Annotated in this window: 21 protein-coding genes and 1 pseudogene; 13 read left to right on the forward strand and 9 right to left on the reverse strand. The window is 73.9% G+C overall.

The window, feature by feature from the left end; genetic code table 11:
• Positions 1 to 131: 131 nt before the first annotated feature.
• From RNL97_RS09155 to RNL97_RS09175, 5 genes are read left to right on the forward strand one after another with little or no spacing between them, the layout of a single operon-like run.
• A complete protein-coding gene (locus RNL97_RS09155) occupies positions 132 to 1,382 on the forward strand; it encodes a prenyltransferase/squalene oxidase repeat-containing protein (RefSeq protein ID WP_030584056.1) in 1,251 nt (416 codons plus the stop codon).
• Positions 1,379 to 2,119, forward strand: coding sequence for an SCO2322 family protein (locus RNL97_RS09160; protein WP_030584061.1), 741 nt, complete (start codon positions 1,379 to 1,381; stop codon positions 2,117 to 2,119). Before RNL97_RS09155 ends, RNL97_RS09160 begins: the two co-directional genes overlap by 4 nt.
• Positions 2,116 to 3,279, forward strand: a complete 1,164-nt coding sequence (locus RNL97_RS09165) for an energy-coupling factor transporter transmembrane component T (protein ID WP_030584065.1) — start codon at positions 2,116 to 2,118, stop codon at positions 3,277 to 3,279. The genes RNL97_RS09160 and RNL97_RS09165 overlap by 4 nt, the downstream gene beginning before the upstream one ends.
• Positions 3,276 to 5,069 carry an ABC transporter ATP-binding protein gene (locus tag RNL97_RS09170; RefSeq protein ID WP_030584072.1) on the forward strand — a complete coding sequence of 598 codons (1,794 nt, stop codon included), beginning with the start codon at positions 3,276 to 3,278 and terminating at the stop codon, positions 5,067 to 5,069. The genes RNL97_RS09165 and RNL97_RS09170 overlap by 4 nt, the downstream gene beginning before the upstream one ends.
• Before the next feature lie 5 nt (positions 5,070 to 5,074).
• Positions 5,075 to 5,917 carry an ECF transporter S component gene (locus RNL97_RS09175; protein ID WP_030584074.1) on the forward strand — a complete coding sequence of 281 codons (843 nt, stop codon included), beginning with the start codon at positions 5,075 to 5,077 and terminating at the stop codon, positions 5,915 to 5,917.
• Positions 5,918 to 6,127: 210 nt separating this feature from the next.
• On the opposite strand, the gene RNL97_RS09180 is transcribed toward RNL97_RS09175, so the two are convergent.
• Both RNL97_RS09180 and RNL97_RS09185 read right to left on the reverse strand, forming a co-directional pair.
• A complete protein-coding gene (locus tag RNL97_RS09180) occupies positions 6,128 to 8,242 on the reverse strand; it encodes a bifunctional glycosyltransferase 87/phosphatase PAP2 family protein (protein ID WP_243313922.1) in 2,115 nt (704 codons plus the stop codon).
• A gap of 143 nt (positions 8,243 to 8,385) precedes the next feature.
• Positions 8,386 to 9,546 carry a serpin family protein gene (locus tag RNL97_RS09185; RefSeq protein WP_313750557.1) on the reverse strand — a complete coding sequence of 387 codons (1,161 nt, stop codon included), beginning with the start codon at positions 9,544 to 9,546 and terminating at the stop codon, positions 8,386 to 8,388.
• Between the two features lie 62 nt (positions 9,547 to 9,608).
• On the opposite strand from RNL97_RS09185, the gene RNL97_RS09190 reads away from it, so the two are divergent.
• Positions 9,609 to 10,097: a GNAT family N-acetyltransferase gene (locus tag RNL97_RS09190; protein ID WP_313750558.1), complete on the forward strand. Its 489-nt coding sequence runs from the start codon at positions 9,609 to 9,611 to the stop codon at positions 10,095 to 10,097.
• Between the two features lie 85 nt (positions 10,098 to 10,182).
• Here RNL97_RS09190 and RNL97_RS09195 read toward each other — a convergent pair whose 3' ends face one another.
• Positions 10,183 to 12,330, reverse strand: coding sequence for an MDR family MFS transporter (locus RNL97_RS09195; protein ID WP_030584087.1), 2,148 nt, complete (start codon positions 12,328 to 12,330; stop codon positions 10,183 to 10,185).
• Between the two features lie 252 nt (positions 12,331 to 12,582).
• On the opposite strand from RNL97_RS09195, the gene RNL97_RS09200 reads away from it, so the two are divergent.
• The 5 genes from RNL97_RS09200 (at position 12,583) to RNL97_RS09220 (ending at position 17,937) form a co-directional block, all read left to right on the forward strand.
• On the forward strand, positions 12,583 to 13,623 hold the full coding sequence (locus RNL97_RS09200; protein ID WP_243313927.1) for a peptidoglycan-binding domain-containing protein: 1,041 nt from the start codon (positions 12,583 to 12,585) through the stop codon (positions 13,621 to 13,623).
• A gap of 224 nt (positions 13,624 to 13,847) precedes the next feature.
• Complete coding sequence (locus RNL97_RS09205) at positions 13,848 to 14,510, forward strand: HAD-IA family hydrolase (RefSeq protein WP_030584094.1); 663 nt, start codon at positions 13,848 to 13,850, stop codon at positions 14,508 to 14,510.
• Between the two features lie 360 nt (positions 14,511 to 14,870).
• Positions 14,871 to 15,515, forward strand: coding sequence for an HNH endonuclease family protein (locus tag RNL97_RS09210; RefSeq protein ID WP_030584096.1), 645 nt, complete (start codon positions 14,871 to 14,873; stop codon positions 15,513 to 15,515).
• Between the two features lie 103 nt (positions 15,516 to 15,618).
• A complete protein-coding gene (locus RNL97_RS09215; protein ID WP_030584100.1) occupies positions 15,619 to 17,373 on the forward strand; it encodes an alkaline phosphatase D family protein in 1,755 nt (584 codons plus the stop codon).
• Between the two features lie 114 nt (positions 17,374 to 17,487).
• The gene (locus RNL97_RS09220; RefSeq protein WP_030584103.1) at positions 17,488 to 17,937 is read left to right on the forward strand and encodes a DoxX family protein; all 450 of its coding nucleotides are present in this window, start codon (positions 17,488 to 17,490) and stop codon (positions 17,935 to 17,937) included.
• A gap of 130 nt (positions 17,938 to 18,067) precedes the next feature.
• On the opposite strand, the gene RNL97_RS09225 is transcribed toward RNL97_RS09220, so the two are convergent.
• Entirely contained in the window at positions 18,068 to 18,901 is an 834-nt protein-coding gene (locus tag RNL97_RS09225; RefSeq protein ID WP_313750559.1) for a superoxide dismutase family protein, read from the reverse strand.
• A gap of 198 nt (positions 18,902 to 19,099) precedes the next feature.
• Here RNL97_RS09225 and RNL97_RS09230 point away from each other — a divergent pair.
• A pseudogene (locus tag RNL97_RS09230) lies at positions 19,100 to 19,744 on the forward strand (DedA family protein); the annotation flags it as partial.
• Here RNL97_RS09230 and RNL97_RS09235 read toward each other — a convergent pair.
• The 3 genes from RNL97_RS09235 to RNL97_RS09245 form a co-directional block, all read right to left on the reverse strand.
• Entirely contained in the window at positions 19,701 to 19,925 is a 225-nt protein-coding gene (locus tag RNL97_RS09235; protein ID WP_006124165.1) for a DUF2277 domain-containing protein, read from the reverse strand. The pseudogene RNL97_RS09230 and the gene RNL97_RS09235 overlap by 44 nt on opposite strands.
• Positions 19,926 to 20,018: 93 nt before the next feature.
• Positions 20,019 to 20,477 (reverse strand): DUF7144 family membrane protein, encoded by a 459-nt coding sequence (locus RNL97_RS09240; RefSeq protein ID WP_030584110.1) that lies wholly within the window; start codon positions 20,475 to 20,477, stop codon positions 20,019 to 20,021.
• 520 nt (positions 20,478 to 20,997) lie between these two features.
• Complete coding sequence (locus RNL97_RS09245; protein ID WP_313750560.1) at positions 20,998 to 21,216, reverse strand: hypothetical protein; 219 nt, start codon at positions 21,214 to 21,216, stop codon at positions 20,998 to 21,000.
• A 214-nt stretch (positions 21,217 to 21,430) separates the two neighbouring features.
• Between RNL97_RS09245 and RNL97_RS09250 the strand changes: the two genes are divergently transcribed.
• A complete protein-coding gene (locus RNL97_RS09250; protein ID WP_030584117.1) occupies positions 21,431 to 22,054 on the forward strand; it encodes a histidine phosphatase family protein in 624 nt (207 codons plus the stop codon).
• Positions 22,055 to 22,084: 30 nt separating this feature from the next.
• Here RNL97_RS09250 and RNL97_RS09255 read toward each other — a convergent pair whose 3' ends face one another.
• Both RNL97_RS09255 and RNL97_RS09260 read right to left on the reverse strand, forming a co-directional pair.
• Positions 22,085 to 22,897, reverse strand: coding sequence for an inositol monophosphatase family protein (locus tag RNL97_RS09255; protein WP_030584120.1), 813 nt, complete (start codon positions 22,895 to 22,897; stop codon positions 22,085 to 22,087).
• A complete protein-coding gene (locus RNL97_RS09260) occupies positions 22,894 to 23,547 on the reverse strand; it encodes a hypothetical protein (protein WP_030584123.1) in 654 nt (217 codons plus the stop codon). The genes RNL97_RS09255 and RNL97_RS09260 overlap by 4 nt, the downstream gene beginning before the upstream one ends.
• Between the last annotated feature and the right edge of the window lie 133 nt (positions 23,548 to 23,680).

Below are 23,680 nucleotides of genomic sequence, written 5' to 3' on the forward strand. Positions count from 1 at the left end.
CCTCCGCGGAGCGTGACCGGCTCGGGCCACCGGAACCCCGGTGGCCGGCACCGTCGAGGCATACGGGGCCGGAGCCCGGTGCCCTCGTGCGCCCGGGGAGTCCGGCCCTCGCAGGAGAGGCCCAGCCAGCCATGACCGTACGCCGCAGCGCAGCCGCGCTCGCGACCACCGCCGTGCTCCTGGGCGTCGCCGCCCCCGTGGGGGTCGCCGCACCGAGCCCTTCTCCGTCGGCGGATCTGCCGGCCGGGCTCTACGGCACGACGGACCCCACCTACGACGGGGTGTGGCGGCAGTCGCTCGCCTTCCTCGCGCAGAAGATCGAGTACGTCACGCCCTCGACGCAGGCGGTCGACTGGCTGGTGGGCCAGCAGTGCGACAGCGGGGCGTTCACCTCGTACCGCGACGCCTCCAAGCCCTGCGACGCCTCGACCGTCATGGACACCAACGCCACCGCCGTCGCCGTCCAGGCCCTCGTCGAGATCAACCAGCGCCGCGAGGACGCCAACAACGGGGCCGACTGGCTGAAGTCCGTCCAGAACGAGGACGGCGGCTGGGGCTACAACCCGGGCAGCCCGTCCGACGCGAACTCCACCTCCATCGTCATCGGCGCGCTCGCCCGCACCGGCGTCCCGGTCAACGAGCTCACCACCGCGAACGGCAGCACCCCGTACACCGCGCTCCAGTCCCTGGCGATCGCCTGCGGCGAGAAGGACGGCGGCGCGTTCGCCTACCAGCCGGGCAAGAAGGGCGAGCCGGCCGCCAACATGGACGCCACCGCGGCCTCCGTGCTCGGTCTGATGGGCAAGGGCATCGCCTCCGGCACGTCCAGCGCGGTCAAGGACCCCACCTGCGCGAAGGGCGACGACCTCAGCCCGGAGCAGAGCGCCCAGAACGGTGCCTTCTTCCTCGCGGACACGCTGAAGAAGCAGCCGTATCTGGAGCAGGCCCCGATGCCGGGCGCCGAGGACTCCGCCCCGCAGCCCGACTACGGCAACACCGCGGACGCCGTTGTCGCGCTCGCCGCCTCCGGGCACACGGACAAGGCCAAGGCGTCGGTGTCCTGGCTGCAGAAGAACGCCGGCGGCTGGGCGAAGCAGGGCGGTCCGGCCGCCACCGCGCAGCTGATCCTCGCAGCGCACGCCACCGGCGCCGACGCGCGCAGCTTCGGCGGCGTCGACCTCGTCAAGCAGCTCAACTCGATGGGCCCCTCCCCGGCCGCCACCGCCCTCCCCTCGCCGACGCCGACCGGCCCGCAGCCCTCCAGCGGCACCGACAGCGACGACAGCGGGCTGTCCCTGGGGTGGCTGATCGGCATCGGGCTGCTCGTCGGCACCGGCATCGGCTTCCTCCTCAGCATGCGCCGGAAGAAGCAGCAGCCGTGAGCGCTGCCCCGCAGGAAGCAGCCGGGAGCCGTGCAGGGGTCTCCGCCCGGCTTCGCGTTCCCCTCGTCCCCCTGTTGGCCGCGCTGGTCGCCGCCTCCGCCGTCCTGCTCGGCGCAGGAAGCGCCCAGGCCGCCGGATACCGCTACTGGTCCTTCTGGGAGGGCAACGGCAAGAACTGGGAGTACGCCACCCAGGGGCCGTCCCTCCTGCGCCCCGACGACGGCACGGTCCAGGGCTTCCGGTTCGCCGTGAGCGAGGACTCGGGCGACGCCGCCCAGCCGCGCCGCGCCCCCGGCTTCGGGGCGATCTGTGCGGACACCCCGGCGAAGGACGGCCGGAAGCGGGTGGCGCTGGTGATCGACTCGGGGACGACCACGGACGCTCCGGACGGGGAGAAGCCGCCCGCCCTGCGGACGGCCTGCGCCCAGGTCGCGCCGGACGCCAGCAGTGCGGAGGCGCTCGCCGCGGTGGCGAAGCCGCTGCGGTACGACGACAGCGCCATGCTCTGCGCGATCTCCGGCTATCCGAAGTCCGGCTGCGGCGAGCAGGTGTCCGGCGACAGAGACGGCGCGAAGCCGTCCGACCCCGCGAAGACGGCCGACGACCAGGGGAAGCAGGACCAGGACAAGGGCGAGGAAGGTGACGCCGGCGGTCCGTCCGTAGGGCTCCTCGTCGGCATCGGCGCCGTTCTGCTGCTCGGCATCGCCGCCGTCGCCCAGGCACGCCGCCGCCGGTGACCGCCGCCCCGGCCCGGCTGCTGCGCCGCGCCCTGCACGCCCCCGAGGCGGACCGCGCCAACGCGCTGCCCGCCGGGGCGTGGTGGCTGTGGGCGCTGGGGCTCGCCACCGCCGCCTCCCGGACCACCAACCCACTGCTCCTCGGGCTGCTCGTCGGCGTGGCCGGGTACGTGGTGGCGGCCCGGCGTACGGACGCGCCGTGGGCCCGTTCGTACGGGGCGTTCATCAAGCTCGGGCTCTTCGTCGTGGCGCTGCGCCTGGTCTTCTCCGTCTTCCTCGGCTCGCAGATCCCCGGCACGCACACCGTGTTCACGCTCCCCGAACTGCCGCTGCCCGACTGGGCGCAGGGGGTCCGGATCGGCGGCCGGGTCACCGCCGAGCAGCTCGTCTTCTCCCTCTACGACGGGATGAAGCTGGCCACCCTGCTGATCTGCGTCGGCGCGGCGAACGCCCTGGCCAACCCGGCGCGGCTGCTGAAGTCGCTGCCCGGTGCGCTGTACGAGGCCGGGGTCGCCGTCGTGGTCGCGATGACGTTCGCGCCGAACATGGTGGCCGACGTGGTCCGGCTGCGCACCGCGCGCCGGCTGCGGGGGCGGCCGACCGGCGGCGTGCGGGCGGTCGCGCAGATCGGGCTGCCCGTGCTGGAGGGCGCGCTGGAGCGGTCGGTGGCCGTGGCCGCGTCGATGGACGCGCGGGGGTACGGGCGTACCGCCCAGGTCCCGGCGGCCGTCCGGCACACCACCAACGTCCTCACCCTGGGCGGGCTGCTCGGGGTGTGCGCAGGAACGTACGGGCTGCTGGCCGCGCAGGGTGCGGTGTACGGGCTGCCGTTGCTGCTGTTCGGACTGGTCGTCGCGATGGCCGGGCTGCGGCTCGGCGGGCGGCGCTCGGTGCGTACGCGCTACCGCCCGGACCGGTGGGGCGTGCGGGCCTGGCTGGTGGCGTGCTCGGGTGCGGCGGTCGCGGCGGCGATGATCTGGGCGAGCGCGGTGGCCCCCGAGGCGCTGCGCCCCGGTGTCGTACCGCTGACCGCGCCGGTACTGCCGCTGTGGCCCGCGGCGGCGGTGTTGATCGGGCTGCTGCCCGCGCTGGCCGCCCCCGTACCGCCGTCGATCCGGGCCACCGAAAGACCGGCGCAACGCGGCAAGGAGCAGGCGTGATCAGGTTCGAGCGGGTCTCCGTGCGGTACGAGGGGACGGAGCGCCCCACGCTGTCCGGGGTCGACCTCACGGTGCCCGAGGGCGAACTCGTGCTGCTCGTCGGCCCCTCCGGTGTCGGTAAGTCGACTTTGCTGGGTACAGTCTCGGGGCTCGTCCCGCACTTCACGGGCGGACTGCTGTCGGGCCGGGTGGCGGTGGACGGCCGCGACACCCGTACGCACAAGCCGCGCGAACTGGCCGATCTGGTCGGAACCGTGGGCCAGGATCCGCCGGCGCACTTCGTCACGGACACCGTCGAGGACGAGCTGGCGTACGGCATGGAGTCGCTGGGCCTCGCCCCGGACGTGATGCGCCGCCGGGTCGAGGAGACCCTCGATCTGCTGGGCCTGGCCGAGCTGCGCGACCGGCCGATCGCGACCCTGTCGGGAGGCCAGCAGCAGCGGGTGGCGATCGGTTCGGTGCTCACCCCGCACCCGAAGGTGCTGGTGCTGGACGAGCCGACCTCCGCGCTGGACCCGGCGGCGGCCGAGGAGGTCCTCGCGGTGCTCCAGCGGCTGGTGCACGACCTGGGCACGACCGTGCTGATGGCCGAACACCGGCTGGAGCGGGTGGTGCAGTACGCGGACCAGGTCGTCCTGCTGCCCGCACCGGGGGCGCCCCCGGTGATGGGGCCGCCCGCCGAGATCATGAAGGTGTCGCCGGTCCGGCCGCCGGTGGCCGAGCTGGGTCTGCTGGCGGGCTGGGACCCGCTGCCCCTGTCGGTACGGGATGCCCGGCGCGGGGCGGGCGGGCTGCGGGAGCGGCTGGCGGGGGCCGCGGTGCCCGTACGGACGGGCGGTGGCCCGGGGTCTGGCCCGACACCGGTGCCCGGGCCCGTACCGCCGGAGGCCGTGCCGTCTCCGGGCCCCGGGACGGTGACCGGCCCGGCCGGTGTGCATCCGCCCGTCGCAGCTCGGCGCTCACGCCCCGGACGCCTCGCCCGGCTGCTGGGACGAGGGGCCGCCACCCCGGTCACCCCGGCCGCCGCCGATCCCGTCACCCGCGTCGACGGGCTCGGGGTCCGGCGCGGCCGGGTCGAGGCGCTGCGGCGGGTGACGCTCACCGTGGCCCCGGGCGAGACGGTGGCCCTGATGGGGCGCAACGGGGCCGGCAAGTCCACGCTGCTCGGCGCGCTCGTCGGCATGATCGAACCCACCGCGGGCACCGTGCGCGTCGGCGGCCTGGCCCCGGCCCGGACGGACCCGCGGGCGATGGTGCGCCGGGTCGGCCTCGTACCGCAGGAACCGCGCGATCTGCTGTACGCGGACACGGTGGCCGCCGAGTGCGCCGCCGCCGACCGGGACGCGGGTGCGGCGGCGGGCACCTGCCGGGCGCTGGTCTCGGAGCTGCTGCCGGGGGTCGGGGACGACACCCACCCCCGGGACCTGTCCGAGGGGCAGCGGCTGGCGCTCGCCCTGGCGCTGGTGCTGACGGGCCGGCCGCCGCTGTTGCTGCTGGACGAGCCGACGCGGGGCCTCGACTACGCGGCGAAGGCCCGGCTCGTCGGCGTCCTGCGCGGCCTTGCGGCCGAGGGGCACGCGATCGTCCTGGCGACGCACGACGTGGAACTGGCGGCGGAGCTGGCGCACCGGGTGGTGATCCTCGCCGACGGGGAGGTCGTCGCGGACGGCCCGACCGGGCAGGTGGTGGTCTCCTCCCCCGCGTTCGCCCCCCAGACGGCGAAGATCCTCGCCCCGCAGGAGTGGCTGACCGTGTCCCAGGTGCGCGGGGCGCTGGAGGCGGGAGCGTGAAGCGGATGACGGAACGGGCTCCCCGGCCCGTGCGGCTCGGGCCGAAGTCGGTGGCCGTGCTGCTGCTGACCGGGGCCGTCGGTGTGGTCGCCTTCGGGTGGCCGCTGCTGGCGGACACGGGGTCCGGGCTCGCGCACGCGAAGGACGCGCCCTGGCTGTTCGCGGCGCTGCTGCCGCTGCTGGTCGCGGTGGTGGTGGCGACGATCTCCGAGTCCGGGATGGATGCGAAGGCCGTCGCGATGCTCGGCGTGCTGGCGGCGGTCGGGGCGGCGTTGCGCCCGCTCGGAGCGGGGACGGCCGGGCTGGAGCCGATGTTCTTCCTGATGGTGCTGAGCGGCCGGGTGCTCGGCCCCGGCTTCGGCTTCGTGCTCGGCTCGGTGACCATGTTCGCCTCGGCGCTGCTGACGGGCGGGGTCGGGCCGTGGATGCCGTTCCAGATGCTGTCGATGGGCTGGTTCACGATGGGCGCGGGCCTGCTGCCGGGGGCCGACCGGCTGCGCGGGCGGGCGGAGTTGGCGATGCTGGCGGCGTACGGCTGCGTGGCGGCGTTCGCGTACGGCGCGGTGATGAATCTGCAGGGCTGGCCGCTCCTCACCGGTGTCGGCTCGGGGATCTCGTTCGTCCCGGGCGACCCGCTGCACGAGAACCTGGTCCGCTTCCTCGCCTACTGCGCGGCGACCTCGCTGGGCTGGGACCTGGGGCGGGCGGTGCTGACGGTGGTCCTGACCCTGACGCTCGGCCCGACGCTGCTGAAGGCGCTGCGCCGGGCCACCCGCCGCGCCGCGTTCGACGCGCGGGCGGCGTTCGGGGAGGCCGAGGGCGAGCCCGGGAGGCCGTCCGAAGGGTGAGCCCGAGGGGACGGGCCCCGGGCCCACCGTGAAGTGCCGTTGCGGGGTCACAGCCGCTGGATGATCGTCCCCGTCGCCAGGGCTCCTCCCGCGCACATCGTGATCAGCGCGAACTCCTTGTCGCGGCGTTCCAGTTCGTGCAGGCCGGGACGGCATTCACCGTCCCGGCCCCCCTTCGGCCCGGGCTGCGCGTCCTGAGCGCCGTACGTGCTACGTGCCGCTCGCCGCCGCTCTCCCGGCCGGCACGGGCTCCGACTGCTCGGCCGCGGGTTCCGCGGGCGGCCCGACGGGCTCCGCCGCCGCTTCCCGCTCCTCGTCGACCAGCTTCCGCGGACCCGACAGCACATACGTCAGCCCGAAGCCCAGCGCCACCACCAGGGCGCCGCCGACCGCGTCGAGCACCCAGTGGTTGGCGGTGGCCACGATCGCGGCGATGGTGAAGAGCGGGTGCAGCAGGCCGAGCGCCTTCATCCACAGCTTCGGGGCCAGCATCACGATGACCACACCGCACCACAGCGACCAGCCGAAGTGCAGCGACGGCATCGCCGCGTACTGGTTGGTGACGGTGGTCAGCGTCCCGTAGTCGGGCTTCGCGAAGTCCTGCACCCCGTGGACGGTGTCGATGAAGCCGAGGCCGGGCATGAGCCGGGGCGGAGCCAGGGGGTAGAGCCAGAAGCCGACGAGCGCGAGGAGCGTGGCGAAGCCGATGGAGGAGCGGACCCAGCGGTAGTCGGCGGGGCGGCGGACGTACAGCACGCCGAGGATCGTCAGCGGGACGATGAAGTGGAACGTGGAGTAGTAGTAGTCGAAGAACTCCCGCAGCCAGGTGATCTTGACAACCGTGTGGTTGACCCAGTGTTCGATGTCGATGTGCAGCCACTGCTCGATGGCGTGGATCTGCCGGCCGTGCTCCTCGGCGAGCGGGCGGCCCGCCCGGGCGGCGAGGCGGACCTGGGCGTAGGCGTCGTAGACGACCCGGATGAGCAGGAGTTCCAGCAGCAGGTTGGGGCGGGTGAAGACCCGGCGCCAGAACGGCAGGAGCGGCACGCGTCTCCAGCGCGCCGCGACCGGTTTCGCGTAGTCGGTGGGGACCGGGTGCTGCCAGTACGGCGAGGTGCGGGGCAGGAACGGGGCGAGGCAGGCCGCGCCGAGCGCCGTGAGGAGCAGGATGTTGTCGCGTACGGGGAAGAGCGCCTCGATGTTCGGCAGCAGCATCGTGCCCGGCAGGGTGACGGCGAGCACCACCACGGCCGGCCAGACCAGCCGGTCGGAGGCCCGCTTGCCGACCTTGCCGACGACCGCGAGGAGCACCCAGAGCAGCTGGTGCTGCCAGGCGGTCGGCGAGACGGCGACGACGACGCACCCGGTCACGGCCACCGCGAGGAGCAGCTGACCGTCCTCGGCGTACCGCACCGCGCGCCGCAGCCCGAGGACCACGACGGCGGCGGAGAGCACCAGGAACAGGGCGATCTCCACAGGGCCTTCGAGGCCGAGCCGGAGCAGCGCCCCGTGCAGGGACTGGTTGGCCAGGCTGTCCGGCCGCTCCCCCAGTCCGGCGCCCGCGAGATGGTGCACCCAGTACGTCCACGAGTCCTTCGGCGCCGCGGCCCAGGCGACGGCCGTGGCGAGGGCGAAGGCCGCGCCCGCGCTCACCGACGCCTGCCGCCTGCCGGTCAGCCAGAGGAGGGCGGCGAAGAGGACCAGCACCGGCTGGAAGGCGGCGGCGATGCCGACGAGGACGCCCGCCGCCCGCTGGTCCCGGACGGTGAACCAGGCCAGCAGCACCAGCAGGACGGGCAGGATGCTGGTCTGGCCCAGGTGCAGGGCGTTGCGGACCGGCAGCGACAGCATGATCAGGCTGATCGCGACGGGGGCCGCGAGCAGGGCCGTCCGGCGGCCCATCGGGGCGGGCAGGGCGCGGGCCGCGACGAGGCCGAGGGCGACGACGAGCAGCAGGGACCCGAACGTCCAGGCAACCCCCAGGGTCTGCTGGGCCGTGGCGGTGAGCGGTTTCAGGACGAGCCCGGCGAAGGGCGTCCCGGTGAACCGGCCGCTGTCGTACAGCGAGCCCGTCATGTGCAGGACGCCGTTCTCCCCGATCCAGGTCTCCAGATCGAGGAGCCTTTCCCCCGGTGGCTGCCGGAGCACCACCGCCACCTGCCGTACCGCGAGCACGGCCACGACCAGCCAGAGCAGGGCCCTGGTCAGCCCCGCCCCCGCTCCCGTGTCCGCCGCCGCGTCACCGCGCACACTGTGATCCGCATTCACCACGCTGCGCCGACCCTCCCACCCGTTCCGTGCATCGCCCTTCGAAGTGGGGGCCATGCAGGATGAAGCCTCGCATTGCCCTACGAGGTAGACCCAATCAACCCCCTCTTTGCCTGGCTGTCATCCTGCTTTGGTCCGGAAGAATTCGTCCCTGGGGATGACGGGGGGCCGGAAGACCTCGGGCGGGCGCGGCGGGGGCCTCAGGCGTCCGCGGCGGGGGCGTCCGCCTGCCAGGCGGTGAACAGGGGTACGTCATCGGCTCCGGCCAGCACGACGATGCCGAAAGGCCGGTCGAAGGCGATGTGGTGCACCCGCTGCGGCCGGGGCGCCGCGCTCCCCCGGGCCATGGCGACCACCGTCACGGCCGCGGCCTCCACGCCCTCCTCGGCGATCTTCAGCACGGCTTCCTGGATCACGTCGGAGACGAAGAGGCGTTCGGGCGAGAGGCCGGAGAAGTCGGCGTCGTCGGAGGCGGCCAGCCGTACGCCGAGGGCCGGCAGCTGCTCGGTCACGGGCACCCGGGTCCGCAGGGCGAGCCGCGGCAGCCCGACGGTCACCCGGTCGGCGTCCAGCGGGGTGCCCGCGGTCCGGGGTGCCCAGCCCAGCGGAAGCGCACGTTCCGGGCCCGCCCCCGGCTCCCCCAGGACGAGACGGACCCGGGCCCCGGGGCCGCCGCCGGGCTCCCTCGCGCAGCGCAGCTCGACGACGTACGCCCCGCCGGCCGTCCAGGCGTCGGCCACCGGCACGTCCTTGGACATGGTCGGCACCGGGCGGACCGTCCCGGCCGCGTCGGTGAACGGCAGGTCCTGGGTGCGCCACCCCTCGAACGGCCTCTCCCAGCGGGCCTTCAGCGCCAGGACGTTGACCAGGGCGAGCAGGGTGTCGTCGGTGATCTCCAGCGGCAGCCGCTCGATCAGCCCGCCGGTGGCCTCGCGCACCCAGGCGTCGACGGCCGCCGGGTCCATCGGGTCGAAGCGGACGTCCGGCAGCGCCTCCCGGTACGCGCGCAGCACGGGCACCCGGCTCCAGACCCGGGTGGCCACGCCCAGCGCCCCGGTCGCCGCCAGCTCGCGGGCCACCTCCGTGACGGCCGGGGCGGCCTCCCGGTCCGCGGTGCCGAGGAGGGCCCGCAGCTCTGCCGCGGTCCCGCCTCGGGCGCCCGCGGCGACGGCGGCCAGGGCGAGCCACAGCCCGGCGGGCGAGCAGACGAAGCCGGCGGTCGGCACGGTACGGCCCCGGCCCGCCGCCCCGGCCGCTCGGCCGGCGGCCATGCCGTCCTGTATCCAGCGTTCGGCGAGATGCTGGATCGCCCGGGTCGTCGTGGTCGTTGTCGCGGCGTCGGTCGCGGACACGTCGGTCACTGCTGCCCCCTGCACGGGTAATTGCTTCGTCGTCAGGCCGTACGGCAGCAAGAATGCCGGACATGACCTGGACCGTGGCCGCCGAACGATTCGACTCCCCCGACGCGAGCGCACTGCGCCGTGACTACTACGACGAGGTCGCGAGCCGCTACTGGAATCGGCCCGCGACCGCCGAGGAGATCGCCGACGGGCTCGACGACGACGGGGCCGACCTGCTCGTACCGCCGACCGGTCAGTTCGTCGTCGGCCGGTACGGGAGCGAGGCGGCGAGCTGTGCCGGGCTGGTGCTCACGGAGGACGCCGGGGCGGGCACGGCGGAGCTCACGCGGGTGTACGTGCGCCCGGCGTTCCGGGGGACGGGCGGGGGCGGGCTGCTGCTGGCCGCGGTGGAGGAGGCGGCGAGGGCGTACGGCATACGGCTGCTGCGACTGGACACCCGCAACGACCTGGTCGAGGCGCGCGGGCTGTACGCGAAGCACGGGTACCGGGAGGTGCCGGCGTTCCACCGCCGTAACCAGTACGCGGAGCACTGGTTCGCCAAGGAGCTGTGACCCGGCACCCGGCGCGCGGGAGACGTTCGGGCCCGGTCGGGCGGCGGGACGGGCTGCGGGGCAGGTGTCCGGCGGGCGGGGCGGCTCAGACGGGCGGGTGGTGGCGGCCGTGGTCGTCGCGGTCCTCATGGGGGTCCTGGCCGTCGTGGATCCGGCTGTGGGCCTCGCGCTCGTCGCGGCGCAGGTGGGGCTCGTGGTCGCGGGGAGGCGTCGGGGAGCGGGGGCGTTCCCTGGTAGAGCCGCCGACCTCGGCGCTCAGTTCGCCGACGAGTCTGACCAGGTCGGTGGGGCGCTCGGGCCCCCACCAGTCGCCGAGGAGTTCGGCGAGCGAGTCCTCACGGGCCTGCGAGAGGCGGACGACGGCCTCGGCCCCGGAGTCGGTGAGGATCATCTGCAGGCCCTCCCGGCGGGCCAGTCCGCGTTCCTCGATCTGGCGGGCCGCGTCGGTGATCACGTGCAGCGGTACGGGAGCCGTCTCGGCGAGCCGGGCGGGTTCGACCATGCCGTGCCGCTTGATCCGCAGGAGCAGCCAGCTGGCCGCGGGCAGCAGGTCGTACCCCGCCCGCGCGGTGATCTTCTCGTAGATCTCGCGGCGCCCCTCCCGGGTGGCGAGCACGGACAGGGCCCGGGCGCACTCGTCGTAAGAGGAGCGCTCGACGGGGTTGGAGGCGAGGGTCTGGCCCGCGTCCGGGGCGGTCACCGAGCCCCGGAGCTTGTCCTCGCGGAGGAACCAGGCGAGGACGAAGGCCAGGAGGACGACCGGGGCGGCGTACAGGAAGACGTCCGTGATGGAGGTGGAGTACGCGCTGAGGACCGAGGGCCGCAGATCGGCGGGGAGCTGCCCGATGGCCCGGGGGTCGGCGGACAGGCTCCCCGCGTCGATGCCCGGGGGCAGCGGCTGCCCGGCGAGCGCGTCCGCCAGCCGGCCGGTCAGCCGGTTGGTGAAGATGGTCCCGAAGACGGCCACGCCGAACGCCGCGCCGATGGACCGGAAGAACGTCGCGCCGGAGGTGGCGACCCCGAGGTCCTGGTAGGAGACGGAGTTCTGGGCGACCAGGACGAGGACCTGCATCACCAGGCCGAGACCGGCGCCGAAGACGAAGAAGTAGACGCTCATCAGCCAGGTGGAGCTGTTCTCGTCGAGGCGGTGGAGCAGCAGGAGACCGGCGGTGGTGAGGGCCGTGCCGAGGACCGGGAAGACCTTCCAGCGGCCGGTGCGGCTGACGATCTGGCCGGAGGCGGTCGAGGTGATCAGCAGGCCGAACACCATCGGCAGCATGTGCACGCCGGACATGGTCGGGGTGATGTCGTGGACCACCTGGAGAAACGTCGGCAGGTAGGTCATCGCGCCGAACATGGCGAAGCCGATGACGAAGCTGATCACGGCGACGAGGGTGAAGGTGCGGATCCGGAACAGCTTCAGCGGCAGCACGGGCTCGACGGCACGCCGTTCGGCGGCGATGAAGGCCACGAGCAGGACGACGGCGAGCACCGCGAGCACGATGATCTGCGGGGATCCCCAGGCCCAGGTCGTACCGCCGAGGGAGGCGATGAGCACCAGGCTGGTCGCGACGGCCGCGATGAGGAAGGTGCCGAGGTAGTCGATGGTGTGCTTCTCGCGGCGGACCGGGATGTGCAGCACGGCCGCGATGACGCCCAGCGCGACGACGCCGATCGGCAGGTTGATGTAGAAGACCCAGCGCCAGCTGAGGTGTTCGGTGAAGAAGCCGCCGAGGAGCGGTCCGAGGACGCTCGTCACGCCGAAGACGGCACCGAAGAACCCTTGGTACTTGCCGCGTTCGCGCGGGGTGACGAGGTCGCCGACGATCGCCATCGACAGCACCATGAGCCCACCGCCGCCGAGTCCCTGGAGAGCCCGGAACCCGATCAGCTGGGGCATGTTCTGGGCGACCCCGCAGAGCGCGGAGCCGATCAGGAAGATCACGATCGCGGTCTGGAAGAGCTTCTTGCGGCCGTACTGGTCGCCGAGCTTGCCCCACAGCGGGGTCGCCGCGGTGGCCGCCAGCAGATAGGCCGTCACCACCCAGGAGAGATGGTCGAGCCCGCCGAGCTCGCTGACGATGGTCGGAAGGGCGGTGGAGACGATGGTCTGGTCGAGTGCCGCGAGCAGCATGCCGAGGAGCAGCGCTCCGATCGCCACCAGGACGCTCCGGTGGGAGTGCCCCTCACCGGGGGCCGCGGCCGGGGGCGGCGGGCTCAGCCGCTGGGACATGGGCGTCTCCTCTGCTGGACCATGGCGTCTCCTCGATCCGCTGCGTCCGCTGATCCACTACACCCCCATCCTGGACGTTTCGCCCCGTTATGGCCTGCCGAAGGCGGACCGCGCCCCCTGCGGGTCGTTGGGCTTCCCCGGAGCGGGCTGCATAATCGCAGGCAGTTCAAGGGGAGGGGACCCACGATGACCGGACACGCATGCCCACAGTGCGGTAGACGGACGGCCGGGGAGCCCGGCACGGAGCACCGGGTGCCGTGCCGGTGCGGCGCGGGCGCGGGTTCGGCCCCGCTCACGGAGGACGAGCAGCGCGCCGCCCGTACGGCGGAGATCGCCGCGGCCGAGGACTTCGACCCGCTGCGCATCCGGCCGTACGTGACACTGACCGACCAGGCCGGGTCGCCCTCCGGCACGACTGACGGCACGCAGCCCGGTACGTGGGCGGGCGGGGTTTCCGGGGCCGAGCGGCACGGGTCCGGCGCTCCGGGGGCGGCGGCCACCACGATGCCGCTGTTCCTGGGCGGCGACGGATCGGATGCCGGTACGGGAACGGGCACGGGTGCAGACCCGGGCGCGGGCGCGAGTACGTACGCCGCCCCGGCCGGAGGCGGAGACCGCAGGCGGACCGCCGCCGCAAGCCCCGCCTTCACCCCCGACCCCGTGCAGCCGCGCCGCAGGCGGCCCTTCGGGGCGCTCGCCGCGGGGGTGGCCGTGGCCGCGGTGGTCGGCACGGCCGCCTTCGCCGGAGGGCTGTTCGGCGGCGACGAGAGCGGGGACGAGGCGCTGCCGGAGGCGACCACGAGCGTTCCGGACACGGAGGGCGAACCGGCCGCGTCGGTGGCCCCGTCCGCCTCCGCGTCGGCCGCTCCCTCCCGTACGCCGTCCCGCTCGGCCGCGCCGTCGGCCTCGGCGTCCGCGTCCGCATCGCCGGCCAGGAGCCGGGAGCCCTCGCCGACCGCCACCGCGTCCGCGTCGCCGACGGCGAGCGTGTCGCCCGCCCCGGAGGACGGCGGCGCGCCCACGTCCTCGCCGTCCGCCGCCCCGCCCGCGGAGTTCGCCGGCCCCTCGCTGCGGCCGGGCGACCGCGGCCCGGAGGTCGGTGTGCTGCAGAACCGGCTCAGGGAGGTGTGGCTCTACTCGGGGCCGACCGACCAGAACTACAGCGACCGGGTGGAGCACGCGGTGGCGATCTACCAGTCGTACAAGGCGATCCAGGGCGATCCGGTGGGCGTGTACGGGCCGAACACCCGGCGCGCGCTGGAGGCGGAGACGACCGGACGCGGACACCGCTGAACGCGGAGGCCCCGGACACCGGGCGAAGAGCGGGGGAGCCGAACGAAGGGAGCGAGTGCGGGCGGCGGCGGGATTGGCGTTCCGGCTCCGGTTTTTGTATCGTGATGGAACAAAGTAGCTCCCGCCCGCACTCCCTGACCGGCGGGCGGGGGTTGCTCTGGTACCGCCCCGCCGCACGCGCGCCCGGGCCGTTCGTACACCTCCCCGCGTTTCTGGAGCAGCCGATGCCGGCCACCGTCCTCACCGCTCACGCCCTCCTGCTCGACATGGACGGCACCCTCGTGAACTCCGACGCGGTGGTGGAGCGCTGCTGGCGGCGCTGGGCGATCGAGCACGGGCTGGACCCCGAGGCCGCACTCAAGGTGGTGCACGGCCGTCAGGGGTACGCCACGATGGCCGTCCTGCTCCCGGACCGCCCGATGGAGGAGAACTACGCGGACAACCGGGTCATGCTCGCCGAGGAGACCGCCGACGTCGAGGGCGTCGTGCCGATCGGCGGGGCTCCCGCGTTCATGGCCGCGATCGCCGAGCTGCCGCACGCCCTGGTGACCTCTGCCGACAGCGCGCTCGCGACGGCCCGGATGGGTGCGGCCGCACTGCCGCTGCCCGCCGTCCGGGTCACCGCCGAGCAGGTCGGCGCCAGCAAGCCGGACCCCGAGGGCTTCCTCAAGGGCGCGGCCGAGCTGGGCTTCGACGCGGCGGACTGCATCGTCTTCGAGGACTCCGAGGCGGGCATCGCGGCGGGCCGGGCGGCGGGCATGCGCGTCGTGGGCGTCGGCCCGCGCGCCGCCGCCCTGGCGCCGGACGCCCATGTGGCGGACCTGACGCAGGTGCGGGTGGAGGCGGCCGAGGACGGCTCGATCCGGCTGCACATCGACGAAGCCTGACCAGCAGACCGGGGAGCCCCTGGGCTCCCCGGCCCGAAATTCCCTGAACCCCGGACCCCCTGGTCCGGGGTTCAGTCGTGGTGCGGCGGCCCGCGCGCGGCCGGGGGCGCGACCGGAAGCCCGAGCGCCCCGACCCTCCGGCAGGACGCTCAACACCCCCCGGAACCAACCTCTGTGACGGGCCGACGCGCCCCCGCGATCCGTCACTCCCCCTGCACACCCCTTGATGTGACGTGCACATGTCGCCACTCTGTTACCTGACGCCTACCCCACAGAAACCTGGCGTCGCCACGATGGCCGGGATCCGCCCAACGCCCGATCGTCGCCCACCCACGCACCCCCCACGTCAAGGGAGTTCGCATGTCCGGTGTCTACGCGCGTCGCCTCACCGTCGTCGCCGCAACCGCAGCACTCGCCGCCACGTCCGCCCTGTTCACCGCCCCCAGCGCCCAGGCCGCCATGCCCACCCCGGTCAGCGCGGCGACCGCACGGACCTACCTCGGCCAGCTCACCGTCGGCGCGGAGGGCTCGTCCACCGGCTACAGCCGTGACAAGTTCCCGCACTGGATCACCCAGTCGGGAGCCTGCAACACCCGTGAGGTCGTCCTCAAGCGCGACGGCACGAACGTCCAGCAGGACTCCTCCTGCGCCGCGGTCAGCGGCAGTTGGTACTCGCCCTACGACGGTGCCACCTGGAGCGCCGCCTCCGACGTGGACATCGACCACATGGTCCCGCTGGCCGAGGCCTGGCGCTCCGGCGCGAGCAGCTGGACCACCGCCCAGCGCCAGTCGTTCGCCAACGACCTGACCCGCCCCCAGCTCATCGCGGTCACCGACAACGTGAACCAGGCCAAGGGCGACAAGGACCCGGCCGAGTGGATGCCGCCGAGCTCCTCGTACAAGTGCACCTACGTCCGCGCCTGGGTCCACGTCAAGAAGCAGTACGACCTGAGCGTCGACTCAGCCGAGAAGAGCGCCCTGCAGTCGGCCCTGAACGGCTGCTGACCCGTCGCGGGCCCCTGACGCTCCCGCCGGGACCCGTGCGCAGCCCCTCCGCGTTCTGTACGTTACGGAGCCGATCCGTTCCGGCGTCGCGAGGAGGCACCACATGGCCGGGCTGCGCCTGGGACCACTGCTGCGGTACGTCGACTGGGAGTCCGGGTCCACCGCGACCGTCTGGGTCGAGGCGAGCCGTCCGTGCACCGTGGAGGTCCGGTGCGCGGACGGCGCTTCGGGGATGTCGCCCACCTTCTCGGTGGCCGGGCACCACTACGCCCTGGTCGTGGTGGAGGGGCTGACGCCCGGCTCCACGACGGCGTACGAGGTGCTGATCGGCTCCCGGCGCGTCTGGCCGCCCGACGACACCCGTCTCCCGCCGAGCACCATCACCACACCGCCGGTGGCGACGCCGGCAGGCCCGGGGAAGGGCGCGGCGGCGAGCGCCGGGGCCGCGCCGGACGCCGTGCGGATCTCGTTCGGGTCGTGCCGCTGGGCGGCCGCCCCGGGAGGCGGGCAGGATCCCGTGGGGCCGGACGCCCTGGTCACCCTGGCCGGCCACCTCGCCGCGGATCCGACGGCCGAGCGGCCGGACGTCCTGCTGCTCCTGGGCGACCAGGTGTACGCGGACGAGACCTCCGCCGCGACCCGGCGCAGACTCGCCGCCCGCCGGGACCTGGCGGAGCCGCCCGGCGCGGAGATCGCGGACTACGAGGAGTACACGTACCTCTACGACGAATCGTGGCGCGACCCGGAAGTCCGCTGGCTGCTCTCCACGGTTCCCAGCTGCATGATCTTCGACGACCACGACGTGATCGACGACTGGAACACCAGCGCCGCCTGGCAGCGCGACATGCGCGCCACGCCCTGGTGGCACGAACGGATCGTCAGCGGGCTGATGTCGTACTGGGTCCACCAGCACCTGGGCAACCTCTCCCCCGCCGAACTGGCCGCCGACCCCGTGTACGCGGCGGTCACGGCCTCGCCCGACGGCACGGAGGCGCTGCGCCGCTTCGCCTCCGAGACCGATGCGGACCCCTCCCGTACCCGGTGGAGCTACCGACGCGTTTTCGGCCGAGTACGGCTGGTGATGGTCGACACCCGCGCGGCCCGCGTCCTGGCCGAGGAGCAGCGGGCGATGCTCGATCCCGAGGAGGCCGACTGGCTGCGAAACGCGGTCCTTGACGACCCCGCCTCGTATGACCATCTGCTCATCGGCAGCTCTCTGCCGTGGCTGCTGCCCCCGCTCGTCCACGACGCGGAACGCTGGAATGCCGCCCTGTGCGCCGGCGCACGCGGGGACCGGTGGGCACGCTTCGGCGAGAAGGTGCGCCGCGCCGGTGACCTGGAGCATTGGGCCGCCTTCCCGGAATCCTTCGACCGGTTCACGGCGTTGCTGCGGGAGGTCGCGAGCGGTCCGGACGCCCCGGCGACGGTATGTGTCCTCTCGGGCGATGTGCACCACGCCTACATCACCGAGCCCCGGTGGCCGGACACCCCGCCCGGCCACGGACGCGCTTCCGGTACCGCCTCCGGCCCCGGCTCCGGACCCACCCCGGCATCCCGCGTCCTCCAGCTGACCTGCTCTCCCGTGCACAACTCGGTCCCCCGGTGGATCCAGGCGGGATTCCGCTTCGGCTGGAGCCGGACGGGCCGGCGGATCGGCCGGCTCCTGACACGCCACGGCCGCACCGGAGCCTCGCCGGTCACCTGGGACAGGGCGGGCGGCCCCTGGTTCGGTAACCAGCTCATGACGCTCACATTGCTTGGCCGGAAGTCTGCGCTGACATTGGTACAGGCCACAGCGGGAAAGCAGGGGGACCAGCTCGCAGCGGTTCTTGAGCGTTCACTCACCCCTGAGGATTAGGCGGCTTTCAGCCACCCGACAGAATGTTGAAGTTGCAAGTACTCGTGAGGTTTCCCTAACCTGAGGCGCCCAGTCGGTTCACGTCCCCACCCCGACCGAAGGAGCCCGCCCCCCATGCTCATCCGCTTGAACCAGGCGCAGCCCTATGTGCTCAGCCTCTTCCGCTTCGTCGTCGGCCTGCTCTTCGCCTTCCACGGCGCCGCCACCCTCTTCGGGGTGCTCGGCGGCGACCAGGCCGAGACCGGTGCCTGGCCCGGCTGGTACGCCGCTCTGATCCAGCTGGTCTGCGGGGCTCTCGTCGCCCTCGGTCTCGGCACCCGTGCCGCGGCGTTCCTCGCCTCGGGCTCGATGGCCTACGCGTACTTCAAGGTGCACCAGCCGGAGGCGTTCCTGCCGCTCCAGAACGGCGGCGAGCCGTCGGCGATGTTCTGCTGGGCGTTCCTGCTGCTGGTCTTCACCGGTCCGGGGGCTGTCGCCCTGGACCGGTTCTTCGGTTCGCGGAGCCCGGCGGCCACCGCCGAGGACACAGCACGGCAGGACAAGGCTCCGGCCGTCTCGGTCTGACCGGCCCTCCCCGGCCCCCGCGTTCCGGCGCCGACCCGGCGCGCGGCGAGACCGGAGACGTACGGCGGCGCCCCGCTCCCCCGAGTCCGCGGAGGGAGCGGGGCGCCGCGGCGTAGGCCGTGCTACTCCGTCAGGCCCGGCCGTCGGGCCCGAACGGCACCGTGAAGCAGGCGGCCCGCTCCCCCGCACCGCCCTGCCGGTCATGGATGATCACCGACCGTGCCCCGCCCTCCCGGAAGTTCCAGTCGTGCAGGGCCTCCGCTCCCCCGTCGCCGTCCTCGTCCGTCCGGAAGTCCAGCCACACCTCGTTGACCGGGTCCGCGGCAGCGGACGGGCGGTGCTGGTAGTGCGGCCCCGCAGCGGCCGGGTCGGCGCCGCAGGGCGAGGTGTGCACGTGCATCCCGTACGCACGGCCGGGCACGAGTCCTTGCAGGCGTGCCCGGACCCGGGTGCCGGACGGGCCCGTGAACCGGGTGACCTCGATCCGCGCGCCCGCCGGCACCAGCCGGGTGTCGTACGTCAACGCGTCGGAGGGGACGAACGAACCGGGCGGGGAGAACACCCCCGCGGCCCGCATCCACGAACTGCCGCCCATGGCGGCGACGTCGTCCGTGCGGCTCGGGTCCGCCGCAGGAGCGCCGGGCGCGCCGTGGCCACCGGGGGTGTCACGCACACCGGGGGCGCCGTGGGTGTCACGCACACCGGGGGCGTCGTGGCCGCCGGGGACGTCGTGGGCGCCATGAGCACCCTGCGTACCGTGCCCGCTCCGGATGGGCTCCTGGGCGACGCCGACGCCCGCGGCGTACGCCAGCGTCAGCAGCGCCGCCGCGCCCGCCAGCACGCCCGGGACCCGCGAGACGCCCCGACCCCGCGACCTCGTGCCGCCCTCGGGTCCCGCCGTCGGCCACCGTCCCGAAATCGGGTGCGCCGGACCGGGTCCCGTCCGTACCATCCATGCCGTCATGCGCTGCTCCTCGCTCGTGCCGGTCGTTCTCCCCGCCTAACGGGCGCATGGCCGTCAGGTGTACGTGACCTGCACAACATCACCCGCCCTGGGCGATCCCGTCAGAGGCCCCACGCGTACGCTGTACAGCTGAACCTGCCGCCCCTGCCGCTCCCCTGCGACCGTCGCGGCGTCGACACGATCGGGGAGTCGTAGACGGTGTTGGAGAGTGTGGCTGCGCTGACCAGCAGCCCATGGATCTACGTGGTGGTCGCCGCCTCCGTCCTCCTGGACGTCTTCCTGCCCCTCCTGCCCAGCGGTGTTCTCGTCATCACGGCGGCCACGGCGGCGGCAGCGGGCTCCACCACCGTCAACGGCTCCGGTGAGGGCGCCGGCGGGCAGGTCCCCTCGCTCGTCGTCCTGATCCTGTGCGCGGCCACCGCATCGGTGCTCGGCGACCTCGTCGCCTACCGGCTCGCCTGGCGCGGGGGCGACCGGCTGGACCGGGCCATCGCCCGCTCCCGGCGTCTGACCAGCGCGCAGGAACGTCTCGGAGCGGCACTGAGCCGGGGCGGGGGCGCGCTGGTGGTCATCGCCCGGTTCGCCCCCGCCGGCCGCTCCGTGGTCTCCCTCGGCGCGGGTGCCGCGCACCGCAGGAAGCGGGACTTCCTCCCCTGGTCCGCGCTGGCGGGCCTGGCCTGGGCCGGTTACAGCGTGGGCCTCGGCTACTTCGGCGGCCGGTGGCTGGGCTCGACGTGGTTCGGCACGGCCGTCTCGGTGCTGGCCCTGTTCGTGGCGGGCGCCCTGGCCGCGTTCGTGGTCAAGCGCCCCGCGACGCGCCCCGTATCTCCAGCCCGTCGAGCAGCTTCATCGTCGCTGCGGTGATCTCGTCGACGGCACGGTCGAACACCTCCCGGTTGTGCGCGGCGGGCGCGCGGAACCCGGAGACCTTGCGTACGTACTGAAGGGCGGCGGCCCGCATGTCCTCCTCGGTGGCCTCCTCGGGGAGAGCGGGCGGGCGGAGCGTCTTGATGCTGCGGCACATGACTCCAGTGTGGACCGCCCCACTGACAACGGACACCCGGCCGCCCCGCGGCCGGGTGTCGCTCCGCCTGCGCTCACTCCCCGCGCCGGTCGCTCAGCTGCTCCGCGCCCGGTCGTCCCTGCCCGACCGGTCGGTGCACAGGGCCCAGATGACGAAGACGTCGATCGCGATGGTGACGATGGCCCAGACCGGGGTGTACGGGAGCCACATGAAGTTGGCGATGAGGTTCAGGGAGGCGAGGGCGACGCCCGCTCCGCGGGCCCAGGCCGCACCCTTGAGGATGCCCAGGCCCACGAGGACGAGGACCACTCCGAGGATGAGGTGGATCCAGCCCCACGAGGTGACGTTGAACTTGAAGACGTAGTCGTTGATCCGCGTGTAGACGTCGTTCGAGGCGATCCCCGCGATGCCCTTCAGCACTCCGAGGACACCGTCCACGAAGAGCAGGACACCGGCGAACACCGTTCCTCCGGCCGCCCACGGGCTGCCCGGGCGGGGTTCGGCGGGGCGCGAGGCGGCGGGCGGGGGCTGGGATGTGCTGGACTGCGACATGAGGACTCCTTGGCCGGAGCAGGCGCCGGTGCAGCCGGAACGGATGCCGGGCGCCTGCTGCCCTGACCCGCCCTGGAGGTGCGGGCAGATCAGCTCCGACGTTCCTCGCGGCCTCCGGGTGCAGCCAGCGGGACGCACCCGTTCGGGTGAAGGGTCACGGTGCGCTGGTCACGGCGCGCTGACCGTGACGACGCGCCCTTGGGCGTCGACGGTGAGCGCCTCCCGTTCGACGCGGTTGACCAGGGCGGTACCGGCCCCGCACGACGCCCCACACCAGGCACGAGAAGACGGTGAGGAAGGCGTGCAGCACGTGGTTGACCGGCTGCCCGCGCACCAGCACCGCCTGGCTCCCGGAGCGGGACTCGACGCGCCAGCCGCTCGCGAGGCGCCGGCTGACGACCCAGTCCAGATGAGCGCCCGCTGCGTCGCGTCGGGAGGGTCGCGCCCGGCGTCCCCGGCGACGCGACAGCCGGGCGGTGGTTCGACCGACGCGCTCTCCCGTCGACGACGCTTCACGGGATCACCCCCAGGTGTCGAGGTCGCCGCCGCGCCATTCGATCAGCCCGGGCCGGTCCAGCTCGACGATCTTGTCGGGCCCGGGGGCGAACCCGGCGGCCTGCAGCAGCGCGGCCACCTCGCCCCGCCCGTGCGCCAGGCCCACGATCTGGCCGTGCACGGTGACCCGCCGTCCTCCGGTCGCGGAAGGCGGATAGACGATCACGGGCGGGTGCTCGGCCATGCCTCCACGGTGCCCCGGGCACTGACCCCGCGCATCCCGGGAGGCGAGCGTCGCGCACGCCCGGGAGGTGGGCCGCGCGCAGGCCCGGGAGGCGGACCGCGCGCACACCGGGGGCAGGGCTCTTCCCCCCTCTCTGTCCACGGAACCGCCCGGACGCGGCCCGACGTCCCCGAAGACGTTCGTACGATCATGAACCGCGACGGAGGACCCGCCCATGACGGCAACGGCTGCCCGCTATCTGTACGTGACCCGTCACGGCCAGGCCTCAGAGGACGAGACCATGCTGACGGAGGCCGGCCGCCGTCAGGCCGCTCTGCTCGGGGAGCGGCTGCGCGGGGTGCCGATCACGGCGGTCCACCACGGCCCGCTCCCCCGTGCCGAGCAGACGGCGCGGCTGATGGGCGAGCAGCTGCCGGGTGTTCCCCTGCTGCGGTCCGAACCGGCGGGTGACTACATCCCGTACCTGCCGTCACGGGAGGAGCTGCCGGCGGAGTCGGCCGATCGGACCCTCGCCCGGCTGGCCGAATTCCCGGCGGCGGAACGCGAGCTGGGCCCCGGTCTCGCGGAGGAGGCGCTCGCGCGGTTCACGGGAACGGTCGAGGGCGACGAACCCCGCCATGAACTCCTCGTCACCCACAACTTCCTCGTCGGCTGGCTCGTCCGGGCCGCGCTGGACGCCCCGAAGTGGCGCTGGCTGGGCCTCCACCACGCCAACGCCGGGCTGACCGTGATCCGTTACTCGCCCGGCCGGCCCCCGGCGCTCCTCCTGTTCAACGACACCGGCCATCTGCCCGCCGAACTCCGCTGGACCGGCTTCCCGCCCGAGGAGCGCATCTGAGCCGGGACGCGCGCGGGTCACGGACGGAGGTCAACTCCCCTGCCCGCGAACGCCGATCATCGCCATGAGCAGTTCGTGCGTCCCGGCGTCCGCGGCCACGACGAGCCCCCGGCCGCCCGGTCCGACCGGTGCGCCGTCGATTCCGGTGACGACGCAGCCGGCGGCCCGGCACAGGGCGATCCCGGCGGCGAAGTGCACGCTCCCGCTCAGGTCGCCGCCGTCCGTGACGTAGGCGGCCCGCTTGCCCGCCGCGACCCAGGCCAGCGCCAGCGTCGTGGAGACGACGCGCGGGCGGAAGTTCTCGACGAACCCGGGGTGGCCGAGCAGGTCGACGGCCCGGAAGCCGGGCGCGCTCGGGAAGGGCGGGTCGAGGTTCACATCCACGAGCCGGGTGTCCGCCGCGGGCGCCAACCGCCGCTCGTCGCCCTCCGCACCGGACCGGACCCGGGCGGTCTCGCCGTCGGTGAGGAAGACCTCGCCGCTGAACGGATCGGCCACGGCGGCCGGACCGTTGCGCAACACCACGTTGACGGCGACGAGTCGGGACCCGACGGCGTAGTTGAGCGTCCCGCACAAGGGGTCCACCAGCCACTCCCGCTCCGCGTCGGCCGCCCCCTGCCGGCCGCCCTCCTCACCGTGCACCGCGTCCCCGGGGCGGGCGGCGCGGATGACGTCGAGGATCGCCTGCTCGGCGGCCAGGTCGACGTCGGTGGCGAAGTCCCCGGAGCCCTTGTCGATACGGGAGTGGGGCCGCCCGTACCGGGCCCGCACGACCTCCGCCCCGGCCAGCGCGGCGGCTGCCGCGAGCTCGGTGTCCGTCGGGCTCGTGAATGAGTCGATCACGCCCCCTCCCGACGGCCGAGGAGCAGCGCCTCCGAGCCGACTGGCCGGAATCCGGCGGCCTGGAACGCCCGGATGCTGCGCGCGTTGCCCGCGGCCTGCTGCGACCAGAGCGGTTCACCCGGGGGCACCAGATGCCGGGCGGCGGCGGCGAGGGCGCGCCCGAGCCCCCGGTGCCGGGCGTCCTCGTCCAGCTCGACGGCCACCTCCCAACGACCCGCCACACCGCGCCCGAGCACCAGCACTCCCCCGTCGGCCTCCCACATCCGCACCCCGTCCCGGCGCCGACGGGCGCTGATCACCCGGGGGTGCACGGGATCGATGACCTCCCGCAGCTCCAGGCCGGGTCCACCGGGCAGGGAGGACGCCACGGTCAGGAGGTCGATCGTGTCGGTGGTCCGCCCGGTGCGTTCCAGGAAGGCCGACAGGAAGCGCGGATGCATGGTCGCGGCCAACGGGTCGCAGTCCAGGGCGGCCAGCGTCGCACGGACCCACGCGGGGTCCTCATCGGTGAACACGACCGAGTGCGCGGTGAAGGCGATTACTCCTGTGTCGCGGCCGCTCGGCGCGGGGACCACGGTCGTCCTTCCATCGGTCTCCGGAAACCGCCCGCACGCCGCCCCCTCCAGGATCTCCGCCAGCGTCCGCCCCATCAACTGCCCCCTCGTCCTTGGCCGTCCGGTCCGGCCGTCGCCCCGCCGTGTCACCGCACGGCCCGATGGGCGACGCGACGAGAGCCGCCCGCGCGGGAGAAACTCGGATCGGCCTCCAACGGGCAACGGCAGA

It is taken from the genome of Streptomyces parvus, from assembly GCF_032121415.1.
In the GTDB taxonomy this organism is placed as follows: Bacteria; Actinomycetota; Actinomycetes; order Streptomycetales; family Streptomycetaceae; genus Streptomyces; species Streptomyces globisporus_A.

Coding starts and splice junctions, on each gene's coding strand:
- RNL97_RS09155 (WP_030584056.1), top strand. CDS start 132: ATGACCGTACGCCGCAGCGCAGCCGCGCTCGCGACCACCGCCGTGCTC.
- RNL97_RS09175 (WP_030584074.1), top strand. CDS start 5,075: ATGACGGAACGGGCTCCCCGGCCCGTGCGGCTCGGGCCGAAGTCGGTG.
- RNL97_RS09180 (WP_243313922.1), bottom strand. CDS start 8,242: ATGGCCCCCACTTCGAAGGGCGATGCACGGAACGGGTGGGAGGGTCGG.
- RNL97_RS09190 (WP_313750558.1), top strand. CDS start 9,609: ATGACCTGGACCGTGGCCGCCGAACGATTCGACTCCCCCGACGCGAGC.
- RNL97_RS09195 (WP_030584087.1), bottom strand. CDS start 12,330: ATGTCCCAGCGGCTGAGCCCGCCGCCCCCGGCCGCGGCCCCCGGTGAG.
- RNL97_RS09205 (WP_030584094.1), top strand. CDS start 13,848: ATGCCGGCCACCGTCCTCACCGCTCACGCCCTCCTGCTCGACATGGAC.
- RNL97_RS09210 (WP_030584096.1), top strand. CDS start 14,871: ATGTCCGGTGTCTACGCGCGTCGCCTCACCGTCGTCGCCGCAACCGCA.
- RNL97_RS09215 (WP_030584100.1), top strand. CDS start 15,619: ATGGCCGGGCTGCGCCTGGGACCACTGCTGCGGTACGTCGACTGGGAG.
- RNL97_RS09220 (WP_030584103.1), top strand. CDS start 17,488: ATGCTCATCCGCTTGAACCAGGCGCAGCCCTATGTGCTCAGCCTCTTC.
- RNL97_RS09225 (WP_313750559.1), bottom strand. CDS start 18,901: ATGACGGCATGGATGGTACGGACGGGACCCGGTCCGGCGCACCCGATT.
- RNL97_RS09235 (WP_006124165.1), bottom strand. CDS start 19,925: ATGTGCCGCAGCATCAAGACGCTCCGCCCGCCCGCTCTCCCCGAGGAG.
- RNL97_RS09240 (WP_030584110.1), bottom strand. CDS start 20,477: ATGTCGCAGTCCAGCACATCCCAGCCCCCGCCCGCCGCCTCGCGCCCC.
- RNL97_RS09245 (WP_313750560.1), bottom strand. CDS start 21,216: ATGGCCGAGCACCCGCCCGTGATCGTCTATCCGCCTTCCGCGACCGGA.
- RNL97_RS09250 (WP_030584117.1), top strand. CDS start 21,431: ATGACGGCAACGGCTGCCCGCTATCTGTACGTGACCCGTCACGGCCAG.
- RNL97_RS09260 (WP_030584123.1), bottom strand. CDS start 23,547: ATGGGGCGGACGCTGGCGGAGATCCTGGAGGGGGCGGCGTGCGGGCGG.